Origin of the sequence: Brevundimonas sp., assembly GCF_044336875.1 — a bacterium.
In the GTDB taxonomy this organism is placed as follows: Bacteria; Pseudomonadota; Alphaproteobacteria; order Caulobacterales; family Caulobacteraceae; genus Brevundimonas.
In genome coordinates this window covers 144,122-157,412 of the sequence record NZ_JBIIOP010000003.1, presented here as the reverse complement: position 1 = coordinate 157,412, position 13,291 = coordinate 144,122, and the positions used below count along the sequence as shown (strand labels likewise).

The 13,291-nt window shown below is 65.6% G+C and carries 15 protein-coding genes and 1 tRNA gene; 5 read left to right on the top strand and 11 right to left on the bottom strand.

Annotated features, from left to right (window positions below):
- The first annotated feature begins 200 nt into the window (after positions 1-200).
- Positions 201-926 carry an alkaline phosphatase PhoX gene (locus ACIQ1T_RS05975; RefSeq protein WP_395943615.1) on the top strand — a complete coding sequence of 242 codons (726 nt, stop codon included), beginning with the start codon at positions 201-203 and terminating at the stop codon, positions 924-926.
- Positions 877-1,584 (top strand): alkaline phosphatase PhoX, encoded by a 708-nt coding sequence (locus tag ACIQ1T_RS05970; RefSeq protein WP_395943799.1) that lies wholly within the window; start codon positions 877-879, stop codon positions 1,582-1,584. Before ACIQ1T_RS05975 ends, ACIQ1T_RS05970 begins: the two co-directional genes overlap by 50 nt.
- On the opposite strand, the gene ACIQ1T_RS05965 is transcribed toward ACIQ1T_RS05970, so the two are convergent.
- Positions 1,553-2,653: a COX15/CtaA family protein gene (locus ACIQ1T_RS05965; protein ID WP_395943614.1), complete on the bottom strand. Its 1,101-nt coding sequence runs from the start codon at positions 2,651-2,653 to the stop codon at positions 1,553-1,555. The genes ACIQ1T_RS05970 and ACIQ1T_RS05965 overlap by 32 nt on opposite strands.
- Positions 2,654-2,789: 136 nt before the next feature.
- Here ACIQ1T_RS05965 and ACIQ1T_RS05960 point away from each other — a divergent pair, with 136 nt between their 5' ends.
- Positions 2,790-3,041, top strand: a complete 252-nt coding sequence (locus ACIQ1T_RS05960) for a transglycosylase (RefSeq protein ID WP_395943613.1) — start codon at positions 2,790-2,792, stop codon at positions 3,039-3,041.
- Complete coding sequence (locus ACIQ1T_RS05955; protein WP_395943612.1) at positions 3,041-3,235, top strand: DUF2842 domain-containing protein; 195 nt, start codon at positions 3,041-3,043, stop codon at positions 3,233-3,235. The genes ACIQ1T_RS05960 and ACIQ1T_RS05955 overlap by 1 nt, the downstream gene beginning before the upstream one ends.
- A gap of 63 nt (positions 3,236-3,298) precedes the next feature.
- Here ACIQ1T_RS05955 and mqo read toward each other — a convergent pair whose 3' ends face one another.
- The 8 genes from mqo to ACIQ1T_RS05915 all read right to left on the bottom strand — a co-directional run bounded on the left by mqo (position 3,299) and on the right by ACIQ1T_RS05915 (position 9,482).
- A complete protein-coding gene (gene mqo / locus ACIQ1T_RS05950; RefSeq protein ID WP_395943611.1) occupies positions 3,299-4,984 on the bottom strand; it encodes a malate dehydrogenase (quinone) in 1,686 nt (561 codons plus the stop codon).
- Positions 4,985-5,344: 360 nt separating this feature from the next.
- Positions 5,345-5,421 (bottom strand) — tRNA-Pro (locus ACIQ1T_RS05945).
- A gap of 59 nt (positions 5,422-5,480) precedes the next feature.
- Positions 5,481-5,888, bottom strand: coding sequence for a MerR family transcriptional regulator (locus tag ACIQ1T_RS05940; RefSeq protein ID WP_395943610.1), 408 nt, complete (start codon positions 5,886-5,888; stop codon positions 5,481-5,483).
- A gap of 5 nt (positions 5,889-5,893) precedes the next feature.
- The gene (locus ACIQ1T_RS05935) at positions 5,894-6,202 is read right to left on the bottom strand and encodes an integration host factor subunit alpha (RefSeq protein ID WP_395943798.1); all 309 of its coding nucleotides are present in this window, start codon (positions 6,200-6,202) and stop codon (positions 5,894-5,896) included.
- A 77-nt stretch (positions 6,203-6,279) separates the two neighbouring features.
- Positions 6,280-7,257 carry a beta-ketoacyl-ACP synthase III gene (locus ACIQ1T_RS05930; protein WP_395943609.1) on the bottom strand — a complete coding sequence of 326 codons (978 nt, stop codon included), beginning with the start codon at positions 7,255-7,257 and terminating at the stop codon, positions 6,280-6,282.
- A complete protein-coding gene (gene plsX / locus ACIQ1T_RS05925; RefSeq protein WP_395943608.1) occupies positions 7,254-8,327 on the bottom strand; it encodes a phosphate acyltransferase PlsX in 1,074 nt (357 codons plus the stop codon). Before plsX ends, ACIQ1T_RS05930 begins: the two co-directional genes overlap by 4 nt.
- Positions 8,328-8,434: 107 nt before the next feature.
- Complete coding sequence (locus tag ACIQ1T_RS05920; protein WP_395943607.1) at positions 8,435-8,953, bottom strand: YceD family protein; 519 nt, start codon at positions 8,951-8,953, stop codon at positions 8,435-8,437.
- Positions 8,954-8,957: 4 nt separating this feature from the next.
- Positions 8,958-9,482: a ubiquinol-cytochrome C chaperone family protein gene (locus ACIQ1T_RS05915; protein WP_395943606.1), complete on the bottom strand. Its 525-nt coding sequence runs from the start codon at positions 9,480-9,482 to the stop codon at positions 8,958-8,960.
- Positions 9,483-9,573: 91 nt separating this feature from the next.
- Here ACIQ1T_RS05915 and ACIQ1T_RS05910 point away from each other — a divergent pair, with 91 nt between their 5' ends.
- Entirely contained in the window at positions 9,574-10,053 is a 480-nt protein-coding gene (locus tag ACIQ1T_RS05910; RefSeq protein ID WP_395943605.1) for an outer membrane protein assembly factor BamE, read from the top strand.
- Positions 10,054-10,113: 60 nt separating this feature from the next.
- On the opposite strand, the gene ACIQ1T_RS05905 is transcribed toward ACIQ1T_RS05910, so the two are convergent.
- Positions 10,114-12,261 (bottom strand): sodium-translocating pyrophosphatase, encoded by a 2,148-nt coding sequence (locus tag ACIQ1T_RS05905; protein ID WP_395943604.1) that lies wholly within the window; start codon positions 12,259-12,261, stop codon positions 10,114-10,116.
- A gap of 576 nt (positions 12,262-12,837) precedes the next feature.
- Positions 12,838-13,272: a hypothetical protein gene (locus ACIQ1T_RS05900; RefSeq protein ID WP_395943603.1), complete on the bottom strand. Its 435-nt coding sequence runs from the start codon at positions 13,270-13,272 to the stop codon at positions 12,838-12,840.
- Positions 13,273-13,291 lie beyond the last annotated feature (19 nt).

Sequence of the window (13,291 nt, the reverse complement as noted above, 5' to 3'; positions counted from 1 at the left end):
TACAGGAGACGATTGGTCGCGTCAACGCACGCAGAACGCACACTTTAGCCTCAAGATACTGAAAATACTTTGTATTTTCTATGCGGTATTAAAATACCCGAGTCGATTTCGACTTTCCACCCCTTTTCGCCCCTCCCGGTGTCATCAAACCATGACGTTCGAACGCCAAGTCCCGCGTCTTACCTCAGCCGGAGCTTACCATGATCGACCGCCGAGGCCTTTTCGCCTCCAGCGCCGCCCTCGCCTTCGCCGGCCTGGCCCGCCATGCCTCCGCCCAGACGGGGGGTGAGGAGACCTATGTCAATCAGGTCCACGGCTACGGCCCCCTGATCCGCGACCCGAACCGCCTGCTCGATCTGCCGGAAGGCTTCTCCTATCAGGTCGTGGCTCAGAGCGGCGATACAATGGACGACGGCCTGTTCGCCCCCGGCCAACCCGACGGCATGGCCTGTTTCCCGCTGGACGGTTCACAGGTCGCCCTGGTGGTGAACCACGAACTCAAGGGCTCCAGCGCGCTGCATCGCAACCTCGGTCCGGGCGGCCTGCGTCAGGAGCGGATCGCCCTGGTTGATGCCGACCGGGCCTATGACACCTACAAGGACGGCCGCCCCCTGCCCGGGGGCTGCTCGACCATCATCTATGACCTGCAAACCCGCCAGAAGGTCGGCCAGCGCCTGACCCTGGCGGGCACCTCGACCAACTGCTGCGGCGGACCGACACCGTGGGGCAGTTGGCTGACGTGCGAGGAAACCGTGGAGACCCCCGCAGACGCCGACGTAACCAAGAGCCACGGCTGGGTGTTCGAGGTGCCGGCGACCGCGACGGGCCTGGTCGATCCCGTGCCGCTGAAGGCCATGGGTCGGTTCGACCACGAAGCTGTCTGCATCGATCCGCGCACGCGGCGTCGTCTACCTGACCGAAGATGACAACGCCGGCCTGTTCTATCGCTTCATTCCCACGACGCCCGGCAAACTGGTCGAAGGGGGCAAGCTGCAGGCCATGGCCTTGAAGGGCGCGCCCTCCGCCGACACCCGCAACCAGGAGGTCGCCGCCTGGACCGTCGGCGACTGGCGCGAGATCGAGTGGATCGACCTGGACGATGTCGAGTCCCCGAACGGCGATCTGGCCAAGCGCGGCCACGCGGCCGGCGCCGCCTGGGTGGCGCGCGGCGAGGGCGTGTGGTGGGGCGACAACGAACTGTATTTCACCGCCACCTCGGGCGGACCGATCCGACGCGGCCAGGTGATGCGGCTGGTTCCCGGCCTGAACGGCGCGGCCGATCGTCTTCAGTTGTTCGTCGAAAGCACGGACCAAAGAACGATGAACATGGCCGACAACATCACCATCGCGCCTTGGGGTCACCTGGTCCTGTGCGAGGACAACTATTCCTCGGACATCCGCAACCACCTGAAGGGTGTTACGCCGGACGGGCGCATCTATGTGATCGCGCGCAACGTCTTCACCGGCAATTCCGAGTTCGCCGGCGCCTGTTTCTCGCCCGACGGCGAGGTGCTGTTCGTCAACATCATGTACCCGGGCATGACCCTGGCGATCAGAGGCCCATGGTCCTCGGTCCGGACATGAAGATCCGGGGCTGAGCCCGCAGCACCAGCCACAGGTTCGCCGTCGCCACGGCCAGGACGACGGCGGCCCCGCCCTGGTGCAGCACGCCCAGCCACACCGGCACGGCGTGCATCAGGGTGACGATTCCCAGCAGGGCCTGGAACCAGATCACGCCCGCCAGAAGGAAGGCGGACAGGCCCATCCCTTCCGCCACCCGCCAACGCCAGGCCTGAAAAGCATAGATGCTGACCGCGATCAGCAGCCCATAGGCCGTCAGTCGGTGGTTGAACTGGGTCAGGGCCTGGTCGTGCAGGAAGGCCCCCGCCCCCAGGCTCCAATCGGCCGGCGGCAGGACGTCGCCGTTCATCAGCGGCCAATCGGTATAGACCATGCCGGCATGGCCGCCCGCGACCAGGGCGCCCAGCAGGCACTGCACGAACACCACGCCCAGCAACAGACCGGCGCCGCGCGCCCAGCCGGCGGGCGGGCGACCGTGATCCTCGCCGTTCCAGGCCTCGAGCCCGGTCCAGATCAGGGCGGCGAACAGAACGAAGGCCAGGCCCAGATGGGTCGCCAGCCGCTCGGGCGCGACACTGACGCGCTCGGACAGGCCGCTGGACACCATCCACCAGCCGATCAGCCCCTGCAGCCCGCCCAGACCCAGCAGCACGACGCAACGCCAGACCAGCCGATCCGGCATGGCCCATTGGCGGAACAGCGACCGCGGCGGCGCGACCCGGCACAACAGGAAGATCGCCAGCGGCAGGGCGAACACCATCCCGACCAGACGGCCGATCAGTCGGTGCAGCCATTCCCACCAGAAGATGCCCTGAAACTCGCCCAGGCTCATGCCGGCGTTGATCTGGGCGTACTGGGGAATCTGTTTGTATTTCTCGAAGGCCTCGTTCCACTGGGCGTCGTTCAGCGGTGGGATCGCGCCCATGATGGGCTTCCATTCGGTGATCGACAGACCCGAGCCGGTCAGGCGGGTGATGCCCCCGATCACCACCATCAGGAAGACGATGGCCGCCGTGGCGAACAGCCACACGGCGACGGCGCGATTGCGATCTGGATTTCCGAAACGGTTCATTCGACGCCCGACACTGACCCGGATATGCTGTCGCGCTCGACCGTGACCAAATCGCGACCGGGGCGGTATGCCCGCCTCTCGCGCCGAGTGCGAGTCGGAACGAGAGAACGGCGGACGCCGACAGGGAGATCAGGGTTTGCAATACGCCGATATCGTCGCCGCCGTTCTGGGCGGCCTTCTGCTGGCCTGGATCGCCGACCTGCTGACCGGCCGTCGCGGCTTCGGCGGCGCCAGCCTGGTGTCCGGCGTGGGCCTGGCCTGCGGCTGGTTCCTGGCGATCCGCGTCTTCGCGATCAGCACCATGGATTCGTGGATCTGGGTTCCTTGGGCCCTGATCGGCTCCGCAGTCTGCCTGGTCGCCTTCTTCCTGTTCCGGAACAAGCGCTGATGCCGCCCCGCGCGCGTCGATTCGTCGCCGCGATCGGCGTCCTCGCCTTCCTGGTTTTCTGGATCTGGGGCCTGATCGCCCTGCGCGGCATGCTGCCGCCCTCCCCTTGGATCGACTTCCTGTTCTTCGGCGTCGGCGGCACGGCCTGGGGCCTGCCGCTCATCCCCCTGCTGAAATGGGCCGAGCGGGGTTAGCCAAAGAAAATGGGGTCGCCCGCAAGGACGACCCCATCCGAAGTCTGGCGTTCCGATCGACGATCAGAGCGCCTGTTGCTCCGCATTCATATTCCGCCCCCGTGCCGCCGGAGCGGTCGCCGAACGGGCGGGCGCGGCGGGCGTGACACTCTCGGGCACGTCCAGATACGGCAGGTTCAGCGTCTGGCTGGTCATGCGGCGGATGTCATTGGTCAGACTCGCATCCGTGTTCAGCTTCAGCCCATACGAGGGGACCATCGCCTGCAGGCGGGGCTTCCAGGCCCCGGCCACCTGTTCGGGGAAGGCCTTGGCCAGAACGTCCAGCATGATGCCGGGCGAGGTCGAGGCGCCGGGCGAGGCGCCCAGCAGGGCCGCGATGGTGCCGTCCTTGTCCGTCACGATCTCTGTGCCGAACTGCAGGACCGACCCTTTCTCCGGGTCGCGCTTGATGATCTGGACCCGTTGACCAGCCGTGATCAGACGCCAGTCGCTCCGCTTGGCGGTCGGATAGTATTTGACCAGCTCGGCCTGGCGTTGGGCGTCCGTCAGGGTCGCCTGCTCGCCCAGATACTTGACCAGCTCCAGGTTCTCGGAACCGACGCGCAGCATGGGCAGGATGTTGTTGTAGTAGACAGACGAGAACAGGTCGGTCCACGAGCCCTTCTTCAGGAACTTAGTGCTCTGCAGCGCGAACGGTCCGAACAGCATTACGTCGCGGCCGTCCAGGCGACGGGCGTCGAGGTGCGGCACCGACATCGGCGGCGAACCCGCCTCGGCCTTGCCGTACAGTTTCACGTCATGGCGTCCGGTGACGCCCGGGGCGTCGAAGGCCAGGAACTGACCGCCGACCGGGAAGCCAGCATAGTTCTTGGCTTCCGGAATTCGCGACATCTGCAGCAGCTTCAGCGAAGCGCCGCCGGCGCCGATGAAGACGAACTTCGACTTGATGGTGCGATCCTGACCCGTCTTGAGGTCACGAACGGTGACATTCCAGGTCTTGTCTCGGTTCTGACGCAGGCCGCGAACCTCGTGACTCAGTTCCAGATGGAAGTTGGGGCTGCGCTGCAGCGAACGGGTCAACTGGTTGGTGATGACGCCGAAATTCACGTCGGTGCCCAGCGGCATATAGGTGGCCGCGACCTTCTGGTTCGGGTCTCGGCCTTCCATGACCAGGGGGGCCCACTGGCGGATCTGCTCGGGATCGGTCGTGTACTGCATGCCGTAGAACAGCGGGTTCTTGATCAGGGCCTCGCGGCGCTTGCGCAGATACTCGATATTCTCGTCACCCCAGACGAAGCTCATGTGAGGCGTGGGGTTGATGAAGTCCGACGGCGTGCCCAGCCGGCCCTGATGCACTTCATGCGACCAGAACTGACGCGAGACCTCGAAGGATTCGGCGATCTTCACGGCCTGGGTGGTGGCGATCGAGCCGTCCGCCTGCTCGGGCGTGTAGTTCAGTTCGGCGAAACCGGAGTGCCCCGTGCCGGCGTTGTTCCAGCCGTTCGAGCTTTCCAGCGCGACGCCGTCCATCCGCTCGAACAGATGCACGTTCCAGGTCGGCTCCAACTCCTGGAGATAGGTGGCCAGGGTCACGCTCATGATGCCACCGCCGATCACGACGGCATCGACAGGCTCCGCGTTCTCGGGGGCCGGCCCCGATCCCCAGGACACCGGACGGAACAGGAACAGACCCGCTCCGATCACCAGCACCAACAGGATGCTGACAAGAATCTTGATAGTCTTCTTCATCGAATACGCCCTCTCGGGATGACACAAAAACAGGTTCTCCCCGCCTGCGCGCAGTCGTTCGACCGTCTGGGGAGTTCGGTAAAGCCGGCACAGCGTCGAGAATGCGCTCGTCGTCAGCTCAAGACGGCGAGGTCGACATCGCACGGCACGGACCAGATCGTGGACCGCCTTCTACGCCTGAGACGGGGCAGGTCCAGCCGTAATGTCGCAATACCGCGATTATGCGATCCCTGAATGTGGGATCACAATCCTTGGTGATCAAAGATCAGCTGAAACGGCGCCTGACTGCGATGAGCTGGCGCAATTGAAAAGGGGCCGCTCGAAAGCGACCCCTTCAACAACTCATTCTCACGAGGAAAATGGTCGGAGCGACAGGATTCGAACCTGCGACCCCTTGACCCCCAGTCAAGTGCGCTACCAGGCTGCGCCACGCTCCGAAGGCGCTCCCTATAGACAAGGGTTTGGCGCGCCGCAAACGCTAAAACAGGTTTTCCACCTACCTTGTGAGAACAGCGTCCAACCGGGCCCTGGCGCGCTCGAGATCGACCAGGATGCGGTGCAGGCGTGACGGCTCGACTCCGCCGGTCGCCACCGGCCCAGTCGTCAGGCTCGCATCTCCATCCTCGATCAGGTCCGCCGTCTCGGCGCCGACCAGTTTCTTCAGCCCCTGCTCCTTGTGCAGGCGCTGGACGCCGCGAATCGTCAGGCCGTCGTCATGCAGAAGACGTCGGACCGCCTTCAGCACGGCGATGTCCTGCGGTCGATAAAATCGCCGTCCGCCGGCCCGCTTCACCGGCGTCACAAAGGTGAATTTGGTTTCCCAGAAGCGCAGCACATGCTGCGGAGCTCCGACCTCCTCGGCCGCCTCGGAAATCGTTCGGAAGGCGTCGGGGCTCTTGGCCAATCGAATCAGGCCTCGACGACCGCGTCGTGAACCCGGCTCTTCATGATCTGGGATGCGCGGAAACTGATGACCCGACGCGGATTGATCGCCGCCGGTTCGCCGGTCTTGGGATTGCGCCCCATACGGGCGCGCTTCTCACGGACCTGGAAGACGCCGAAGCCTGAAAGCTTGACCGTGTCGCCCTGTTCGAGCGACTCCACGATCAGTTCCAGCGTGCGTTCGACCAGGGACGAGCATTCCTGTCGCGACAGGCCGACTTCTTCATGCACGGCCTCACACAGGTCGGCGCGCGTTACGGTCTGTTGGCCTGCCATCATATCCCCGGGGTTGCGATCCGCTCGATCCTATAGGGACGCAAAGTCTCCGGGAAATCAATGCCTATGGGCTGGACTTAAAGCCTCAATGCACAGGCGCCCCAGGTCAGGCCGCCGCCCATGGCTTCCAGCAGGACCATGTCGCCCTTCTTGATCCGCCCGTCCTGGATCGCGGCGTCCAGCGCCAGCGGGATCGAGGCGGCGGAGGTGTTGGCGTGCATGGCCACGGTCGAGATCACCTTGTCCTCGTCGAGCCCCAGTCGGTCGCCCACCCCCTTGATGATCCGCTGGTTGGCCTGATGGGGCACGAACCAGTCGACGTCGGCGATCTCGATCTCGGCGGCGGCGCAGGCGGCGGTGATGCCTTCGGCGATGTTGACCACCGCGTGGCGGAAAACCTGGTTGCCGGCCATGCGCAGATGTCCAACCGTCCCCGTCGTCGCCGGTCCGCCGTCGACATAGAGCAGATCGGTCTTGGAGCCGTCGGCGCGCAGGGCGAAGCCCAGCATGCCCTGGTCGGCGGCCGTCCCCTGCCCTTCGCGCGGCTCCAGCACCACGGCGCCGGCGCCGTCGCCGAACAGGACGCAGGTGGTCCGGTCGGTCCAGTCCATCAGCCGGGTCATTTCCTCGGCGCCGATGACCAGGGCGCATTTCGACAGGCCGCGCGCCACGAACCCGTCCGCGACGCTCAGCGCATAGACGAAGCCCGAACAGACCGCCTGGACATCGAAGGCGACGCCCACCCCCGCGCCCAGCTTGCGCTGCACGATAGAGGCGACGGCCGGGAAGGTCATGTCGGGCGTGGTCGTAGCCACGATGATCAGATCGACGTCGGCTGCGGTCTTGCCCGCGTCGGCCAGAGCCTTTCTCGCAGCCTCGGTCGCCAGGTCGCTGGTCGGTTGATCGTCGCGCGCCTTGTGGCGCTGCTTGATGCCGGTGCGCTCCTGGATCCATTCGTCGGAGGTGTCGACGATCTTGGCCAGGTCGGCGTTGGTGACGATCTGCTCCGGCAGGAAGGAGCCGACGCCGGTGACGGCGCTGCGGGTGACGCTCACTGAAGGGGTTCTCCGGCGGGGGCGGCAGGGGTGCTGTAGTCGAACACGGCGTCCAGCTTGCCCAAATTGGCGCCGACCTTGGTCATGTAGTCGCTGCGGGCCAGATCGACCGCAATACGGATAGCGTTGCCGAAACCGGTGGCGTCGGCGCCGCCGTGGCTCTTGACCACGATCCCGTTCAGGCCCAGCAGCGGCCCGCCGTTGATGGTGCTGGGGTCGATCTTCTGGCGCATCTTCTTCAGGGCCGGCATGGCGATGACGGCCCCCAGCTTGGCCTGCAGGTTGGAGGTCAGGGCCTCCTTCAGCAGGGCCGAAATATAGCGGGCCGTGCCCTCGGCCGTTTTCAGGGCGATATTGCCGGTGAAGCCGTCGGTGACGACCACGTCCACCGTGCCCTTGGCGATGTCGTCGCCCTCGACGAAACCGCGGTAGTTCAGGTCGAACGGGCCGTCGCGCAGGATGGCGTGCGCCTCCTTGACCTGTTCGTTGCCCTTCATGTCTTCCGAACCGACGTTCAGCAGGCCGATGGTCGGACGCTCGATCCCCCGCACAGCCGACTGGAAGGCCTCGCCCATGATGGCGAACTCGACCAGTTGCTCGGCGTCGCTGCCGATATTGGCGCCCACGTCCAGAACCGCCGTGTGGCCCTTGAAGGTCGGCCAGCTGGCGACGATGGCCGGACGCTCCAGCCCCGGCGCGGACATGCGCAGGATCAGCTTGGATATGGCCATCAGGGCGCCGGTGTTGCCGGCCGAGACCACGCCGCCGGCCTCGCCGGTCTTCACCGACTCGATGGCGTTCCACAGGCTGGAGCCCTTGCCCCGGCGCATGGCCTGGGCGGGCTTCTCGTCCATGGCCACGACCTTTTCGGTGTGGCGAATCTCGACGACCTCGGCCGGCACGTCGCAACGCGCCAGTTCGGCGGAAATCTTGGCCTGGTCCCCGTGCAGCAAAAAGCGAACGCCCTCGCCGCCATGGGTGCGGATGTAGGAGCGGACGCCGGGAACGACGACGGATGGCCCGTGATCGCCGCCCATGGCGTCAAGCGAGATCGTAACTGGGGCTGGCAAATGGACCTCGGTGTGGTCGCGTCGTCTTGGCGCGCGACGCTTATATAGGGGCGCTGAACGATAGCGCCGAAGCGGGGGGATGCAACCACCCGGCCCTTACGTCAACCTCAGCCTTGATCGCCGGTCGATTTCAGGGCCTTCAACGCGGCGAAGGGCGATATCTCGGCGGGCTCTTCCGGCTGCACGAATTCCGCGCCGGGCTTGCGCGGGAACGGATCCAGCGACAGGGCCAGTTGCTCGACGGCGTACTGACCCAGGTCGATCTTGCCGTCCTCGATCACGTCGGCGTCTTCCTCGTCCAGCGTGACTTCGATCTCGTCCGACTCCTGCGGCGCCGCCTCGACCAGCTGGATCGAAAATCGGCGATCGACATCGACGGGCAGCGGCTCCAGCGTCAGGCCGCAGGTCTGGACCGCATGGGCCGATATTCTGCCCTTCAGCGTCCATTCGCTGGTCGATGGAGTCGGCTTCACCTCCATGTCGATCACAAAGTCCTCAAGCCCCTGCAGGTCCAGGGCGCGGGCGATTCGCTTGCGCGTGTCCACGTCCGGCTCCAGTCGGCGGCTCAGGCCGGCCCCGATCTGGTTGATGCGCACCGTGTCGCTGAAAGGGAGCGTCGCGCTCATGATCTCAAACTTCCGCCCAGGCCGGCTTCGCCAGCACTTCGTTGAATTGTTGCGCGGCCATACCGGCCCGCGTCGCCAGCGCATAGCGCGCCAGATCTCCCGCCCGTTCCGCCGCCGCGTCTGCATAGACGTTGCGGGCCAGGGCCTCGGCCATGGCGGCCGCATCGCCGTTCCGCAGCGGCGCCTCATAGGCGTTCATCCGCCCATACAGGGCCTCGCCCAGCTTGCGCATCTTCTTGCCGACCGAAACATCGCCGACGCCCTCTTCGCGCAGCGCATGGTCCAGCGCCGAGACATAGACGTCAAACAGGGACTGGGCGGCATCCTGCCCTTGCGACGTCTTCTCGTCGCGCAGCCGCAGCACCAGCAGCAGGACGTGCAGCGTATAGAGTTCGAATCGCGCGTCGATCCGATCCTCCACGCCCAGCCGCGTGTAGAAGTCGACCGTACGCGCCTGGGCCACCGCCAGGGCGTACAGGTCGTGGCCGGTGCGGGCGCCGGGCCGGGGTCTGAACAGGTTTTTCAGCATGGATTTCTACGGCCCCTTTTCCGCCGCGCCGTTGAACTAGGACGCAGGTCCGTCTAGGTCAAAGACCTTGTTCTCTCGCAGGCGCCCGACCATGTCCCGTTTCGCCCCGCTTTTCGTCGCCGTTTCGCTGGCCGGTCTGTCCGCCGCCTGCGCGCCCATCATCGGCTCCAACGGCTTCCAGGCGATCGACGCCAAGCCGCAGGACATCGTCGCGGGCACCGACACCAAGGAAACCGTGCTGGCCCGCCTCGGCTCGCCGTCGACCACCTCGACCTTCGAGCCGGATCAAGTCTGGTACTACATCAGCCAGACGACCGAGAAATACACCTACAACCGCCCGGTCGTCTCGACCCGCACCGTGACCGAAGTCACCTTCGAACCGACCGGCGACAAGGTGGCGGCCGTCCGCACCCTGGGCCTGACCGATGGCGAACAGATCGCCATGAACCGCACCGAGACCCCGACGCGCGGTCGTTCGCTGACGGTGCTGGAACAGCTGCTGGGCAATGTCGGCCGCGGCCAGCTGCCGCGCACCGAGGACGACACCCCCGGCCAGCGCCGCCCGGACTGACTTCCGACGCACCGCCGAACGAAACACGCCCCGGAGATCGCTCTCCGGGGCGTTTTCACGTCAGCCGACGCTCCCGCTCGCCAGCACCGCCAGCAGCAGCAGGGCGACGATATTGGTGATCTTGATCATCGGATTCACCGCCGGCCCCGAGGTGTCCTTGTAAGGATCCCCGACCGTATCGCCGGTCACGGCCGCCTTGTGGGCCTCGGAGCCCTTGCCGTGGACGACGCCGTTCTTGTCGGAGAAGCCCTCCTCGATCACCTTCTTGGCGTTGTCCCAGGCGCCGCCGCCCGAGGTCATCGAGATAGCGACGAACAGGCCGGTCACGATCACCCCCATCAGCATGGCGCCCAGGGCGGCGAAGGCGTTGGCCTTGTCCGAGATGGCCAGCACCGCGACGAACAGCACGATGGGCGACAGCACCGGCAGCAGCGATGGCACGATCATCTCGCGGATCGCCGCCTTGGTCAGGATGTCGACCGCCCGGCCGTACTCCGGCTTGACCTGATAGGTCATGATGCCGGGGTTCTCGCGAAACTGACGCCGGACCTCGGCGACGACGGATTCGGCGGCTCGCCCGACCGCCATCATCGACATGCCGCCAAACAGGAAGGGCAGCAGTCCGCCGAACAGCAGACCGACGACGACATAGGGGTTGGTCAGATCGAAGGCGATCGGCCCCATATTGGCGAAGAACGGATACTCCCCCGGATTGGCGGAGAAATACTGCAGGTCGGACGTGTAGGCGGCGAACAGAACCAGGGCGCCCAGGCCTGCCGAACCGATGGCGTAGCCCTTGGTCACGGCCTTGGTGGTGTTGCCCACGGCGTCGAGCGCGTCAGTCGAATGCCGCACCTCGGCCGGCAGGCCCGCCATCTCGGCGATACCGCCGGCGTTGTCCGTCACGGGACCGAAGGCATCCAGGGCCACGATCATCCCCGCCACGCCCAGCATGGTCGTGGTGGCGATGGCGATACCGAACAGGCCCGCCAGCTGGAAGCTGGCGACGATGCCGACGATGATGGTCAGAGCCGGCAGGGCCGTGGCCTCCAGCGACACCGCCAGCCCCTGGATCACATTGGTGCCGTGGCCGGACACCGAGGCGTTGGCCACCGAACGCACCGGACGGAAGCCCGAACCGGTGTAGTATTCGGTCACCACCACAATGGCGGCGGTCACGCCCAGGCCGACCATGCCGGACCAGAACAGGGTCATGGGCTGGATCGTCAGGCCGCTGGCCGTGACGATGGCGTCAGGGACCATCTGCTGGATCACCCACCAGACCGCGCCGATGGACAGGACGCCGGTCACGATCAGCCCCTGATACAGGGCGCCCATGATGTTCTGACTCTTGCCCAGCCGCACGAAGAAGCTGCCGATGATCGAGGTGACGATACAGACCGCGCAGATCGCCAGCGGCAACACCATCAGCGTGTCCACATAGGTCTGGTCACGGAAGAAGATGGCCGCCAGCACCATGGTCGCCACCGTCGTCACCGCATAGGTCTCGAACAGGTCGGCGGCCATGCCGGCGCAGTCGCCGACGTTATCACCCACATTGTCGGCGATGGTGGCGGCGTTGCGGGGGTCGTCCTCGGGGATGCCGGCCTCGACCTTGCCCACCATGTCGCCGCCCACGTCGGCGCCCTTGGTGAAGATGCCGCCGCCCAGACGCGCGAAGATGGAGATCAGCGAGGCGCCGAAGCCCAGCGCCACCAGCCCGTCGATGACCTCGCGCCCGACCGGGTTCAGCCCCAGATGATGGGTCAGGACGATATAATAGCCCGACACCCCGATCAGGGCCCCGCCCGCCACGAACATGCCGGTGATGGCGCCGGAGCGGAAAGCAAGGTTCAGTCCCTTGGCCAGCCCCTCGGACGCGGCCTGGGCGGTGCGGACATTGGCTCGGACCGAGATCAGCATCCCGGCGTAACCCGCCGCGCCGGACAGGACGGCGCCGATCAGGAAGCCGACCGCCGCATAGACGCCGATCAGGAAGTATGCCGCGATCAGGATCACGATCCCGACCAGGCCGATCGTCAGATATTGCCGCTTCAGATAGGCCGATGCCCCTTCCTGAATGGCGGCCGCGATCTCTCGCATCTTGTCGTTGCCGGTGCTCGCCTTCATCAGCACGACGGTCTGGGCCGCGCCATACAGCACGGCCAGAACGCCGGCCGCAAAGACCAGCTTGAGATAAATCGTCATTGGCGTTTCCATGCCCTTGCAACAAGCGCGCGGGCCTTGGCGCGGCGGGCCTTATGGCCTCTGTCCGCCTTCCGGTCCCCCCGAGCGCGACGAACGCGTCATTGCGTACCCTGGGATTTGCAATAACGACGGTGTCACGAGCTTCGGCATGATGCAACGCTCACGGTCGCGTGAAGAAGGAGCACGCCACACCCTTTAATCACAACCTGGAGGATGCAAGAATACGATTGCCAGCATCTTCACTTTGTGAAATCGTCGGTCTTTGAGGGAGCCTGCAAATGATCTCAATCGTCATAGTGATGGCTGGCGTCTTGGCGACCCAAGAACTTCCGACGCCTCCGTCCAGCCCTGCTTCCGACGGTACGTCGGATCAGGTGCTCACGCCTGCCCCCCAGGCTGCACCTCAACAACCCCGCCGCATATGCGAACACCGTGCGCCGACCGGTAGCCGGTTGGTGCGGCGTATCTGCTATACCCCCGAAGAATTAGCCGCGCTGATCAAGGCCAAACGCACGGAAGGCGAAGAGCTGACCGGCGGCGGCAATATTCAAAATGACCGAACTGCCGCAGGCGGACCTAGGGGCTTGTAGGCATTCCCGACCGCCGTCTCGGGTTCTGGGCCACGATCTCGACTCGCGTGACCGAGCCGCGGCCGGAGATTGTGTTGGCCGCAGCGACCAGGGATGCGGACATTCGCCCCTCGTCGAGGCGTGTCCAGTCGCCCTGCACGGTGAAGGGCGTGCGGTGCGCCGCCTTGACCAGGGCGTCGCGGAAGAAGGCCTCCTTCGACTTCATCTGCTCGGCGGTCTTGCCTGCGCCCAGCACCAGACGCAGCGAGACGAAGACATAGTTACGCAGACGCCCGTCGGCGATCACCGGCAGGCCCAGACCAGGGATGCTCAAGGCGGGAGCCGCAGCGGGCGCGCTCTCGCTGGACGAGGCGTTGGCCTTGGCGGCGGCGGCGCTCGCCAGGGCGACGGTTCCGGCGGTGATCAGGGTTCTGCGATCCATGACGGCGACGATAAGGCCG

Coding starts and splice junctions, on each gene's coding strand:
- ACIQ1T_RS05975 (WP_395943615.1), top strand. CDS start 201: ATGATCGACCGCCGAGGCCTTTTCGCCTCCAGCGCCGCCCTCGCCTTC.
- ACIQ1T_RS05965 (WP_395943614.1), bottom strand. CDS start 2,653: ATGAACCGTTTCGGAAATCCAGATCGCAATCGCGCCGTCGCCGTGTGG.
- ACIQ1T_RS05955 (WP_395943612.1), top strand. CDS start 3,041: ATGCCGCCCCGCGCGCGTCGATTCGTCGCCGCGATCGGCGTCCTCGCC.
- mqo (WP_395943611.1), bottom strand. CDS start 4,984: ATGAAGAAGACTATCAAGATTCTTGTCAGCATCCTGTTGGTGCTGGTG.
- ACIQ1T_RS05935 (WP_395943798.1), bottom strand. CDS start 6,202: ATGGCAGGCCAACAGACCGTAACGCGCGCCGACCTGTGTGAGGCCGTG.
- ACIQ1T_RS05920 (WP_395943607.1), bottom strand. CDS start 8,953: ATGAGCGCGACGCTCCCTTTCAGCGACACGGTGCGCATCAACCAGATC.
- ACIQ1T_RS05915 (WP_395943606.1), bottom strand. CDS start 9,482: ATGCTGAAAAACCTGTTCAGACCCCGGCCCGGCGCCCGCACCGGCCAC.
- ACIQ1T_RS05910 (WP_395943605.1), top strand. CDS start 9,574: ATGTCCCGTTTCGCCCCGCTTTTCGTCGCCGTTTCGCTGGCCGGTCTG.
- ACIQ1T_RS05905 (WP_395943604.1), bottom strand. CDS start 12,261: ATGACGATTTATCTCAAGCTGGTCTTTGCGGCCGGCGTTCTGGCCGTG.
- ACIQ1T_RS05900 (WP_395943603.1), bottom strand. CDS start 13,272: ATGGATCGCAGAACCCTGATCACCGCCGGAACCGTCGCCCTGGCGAGC.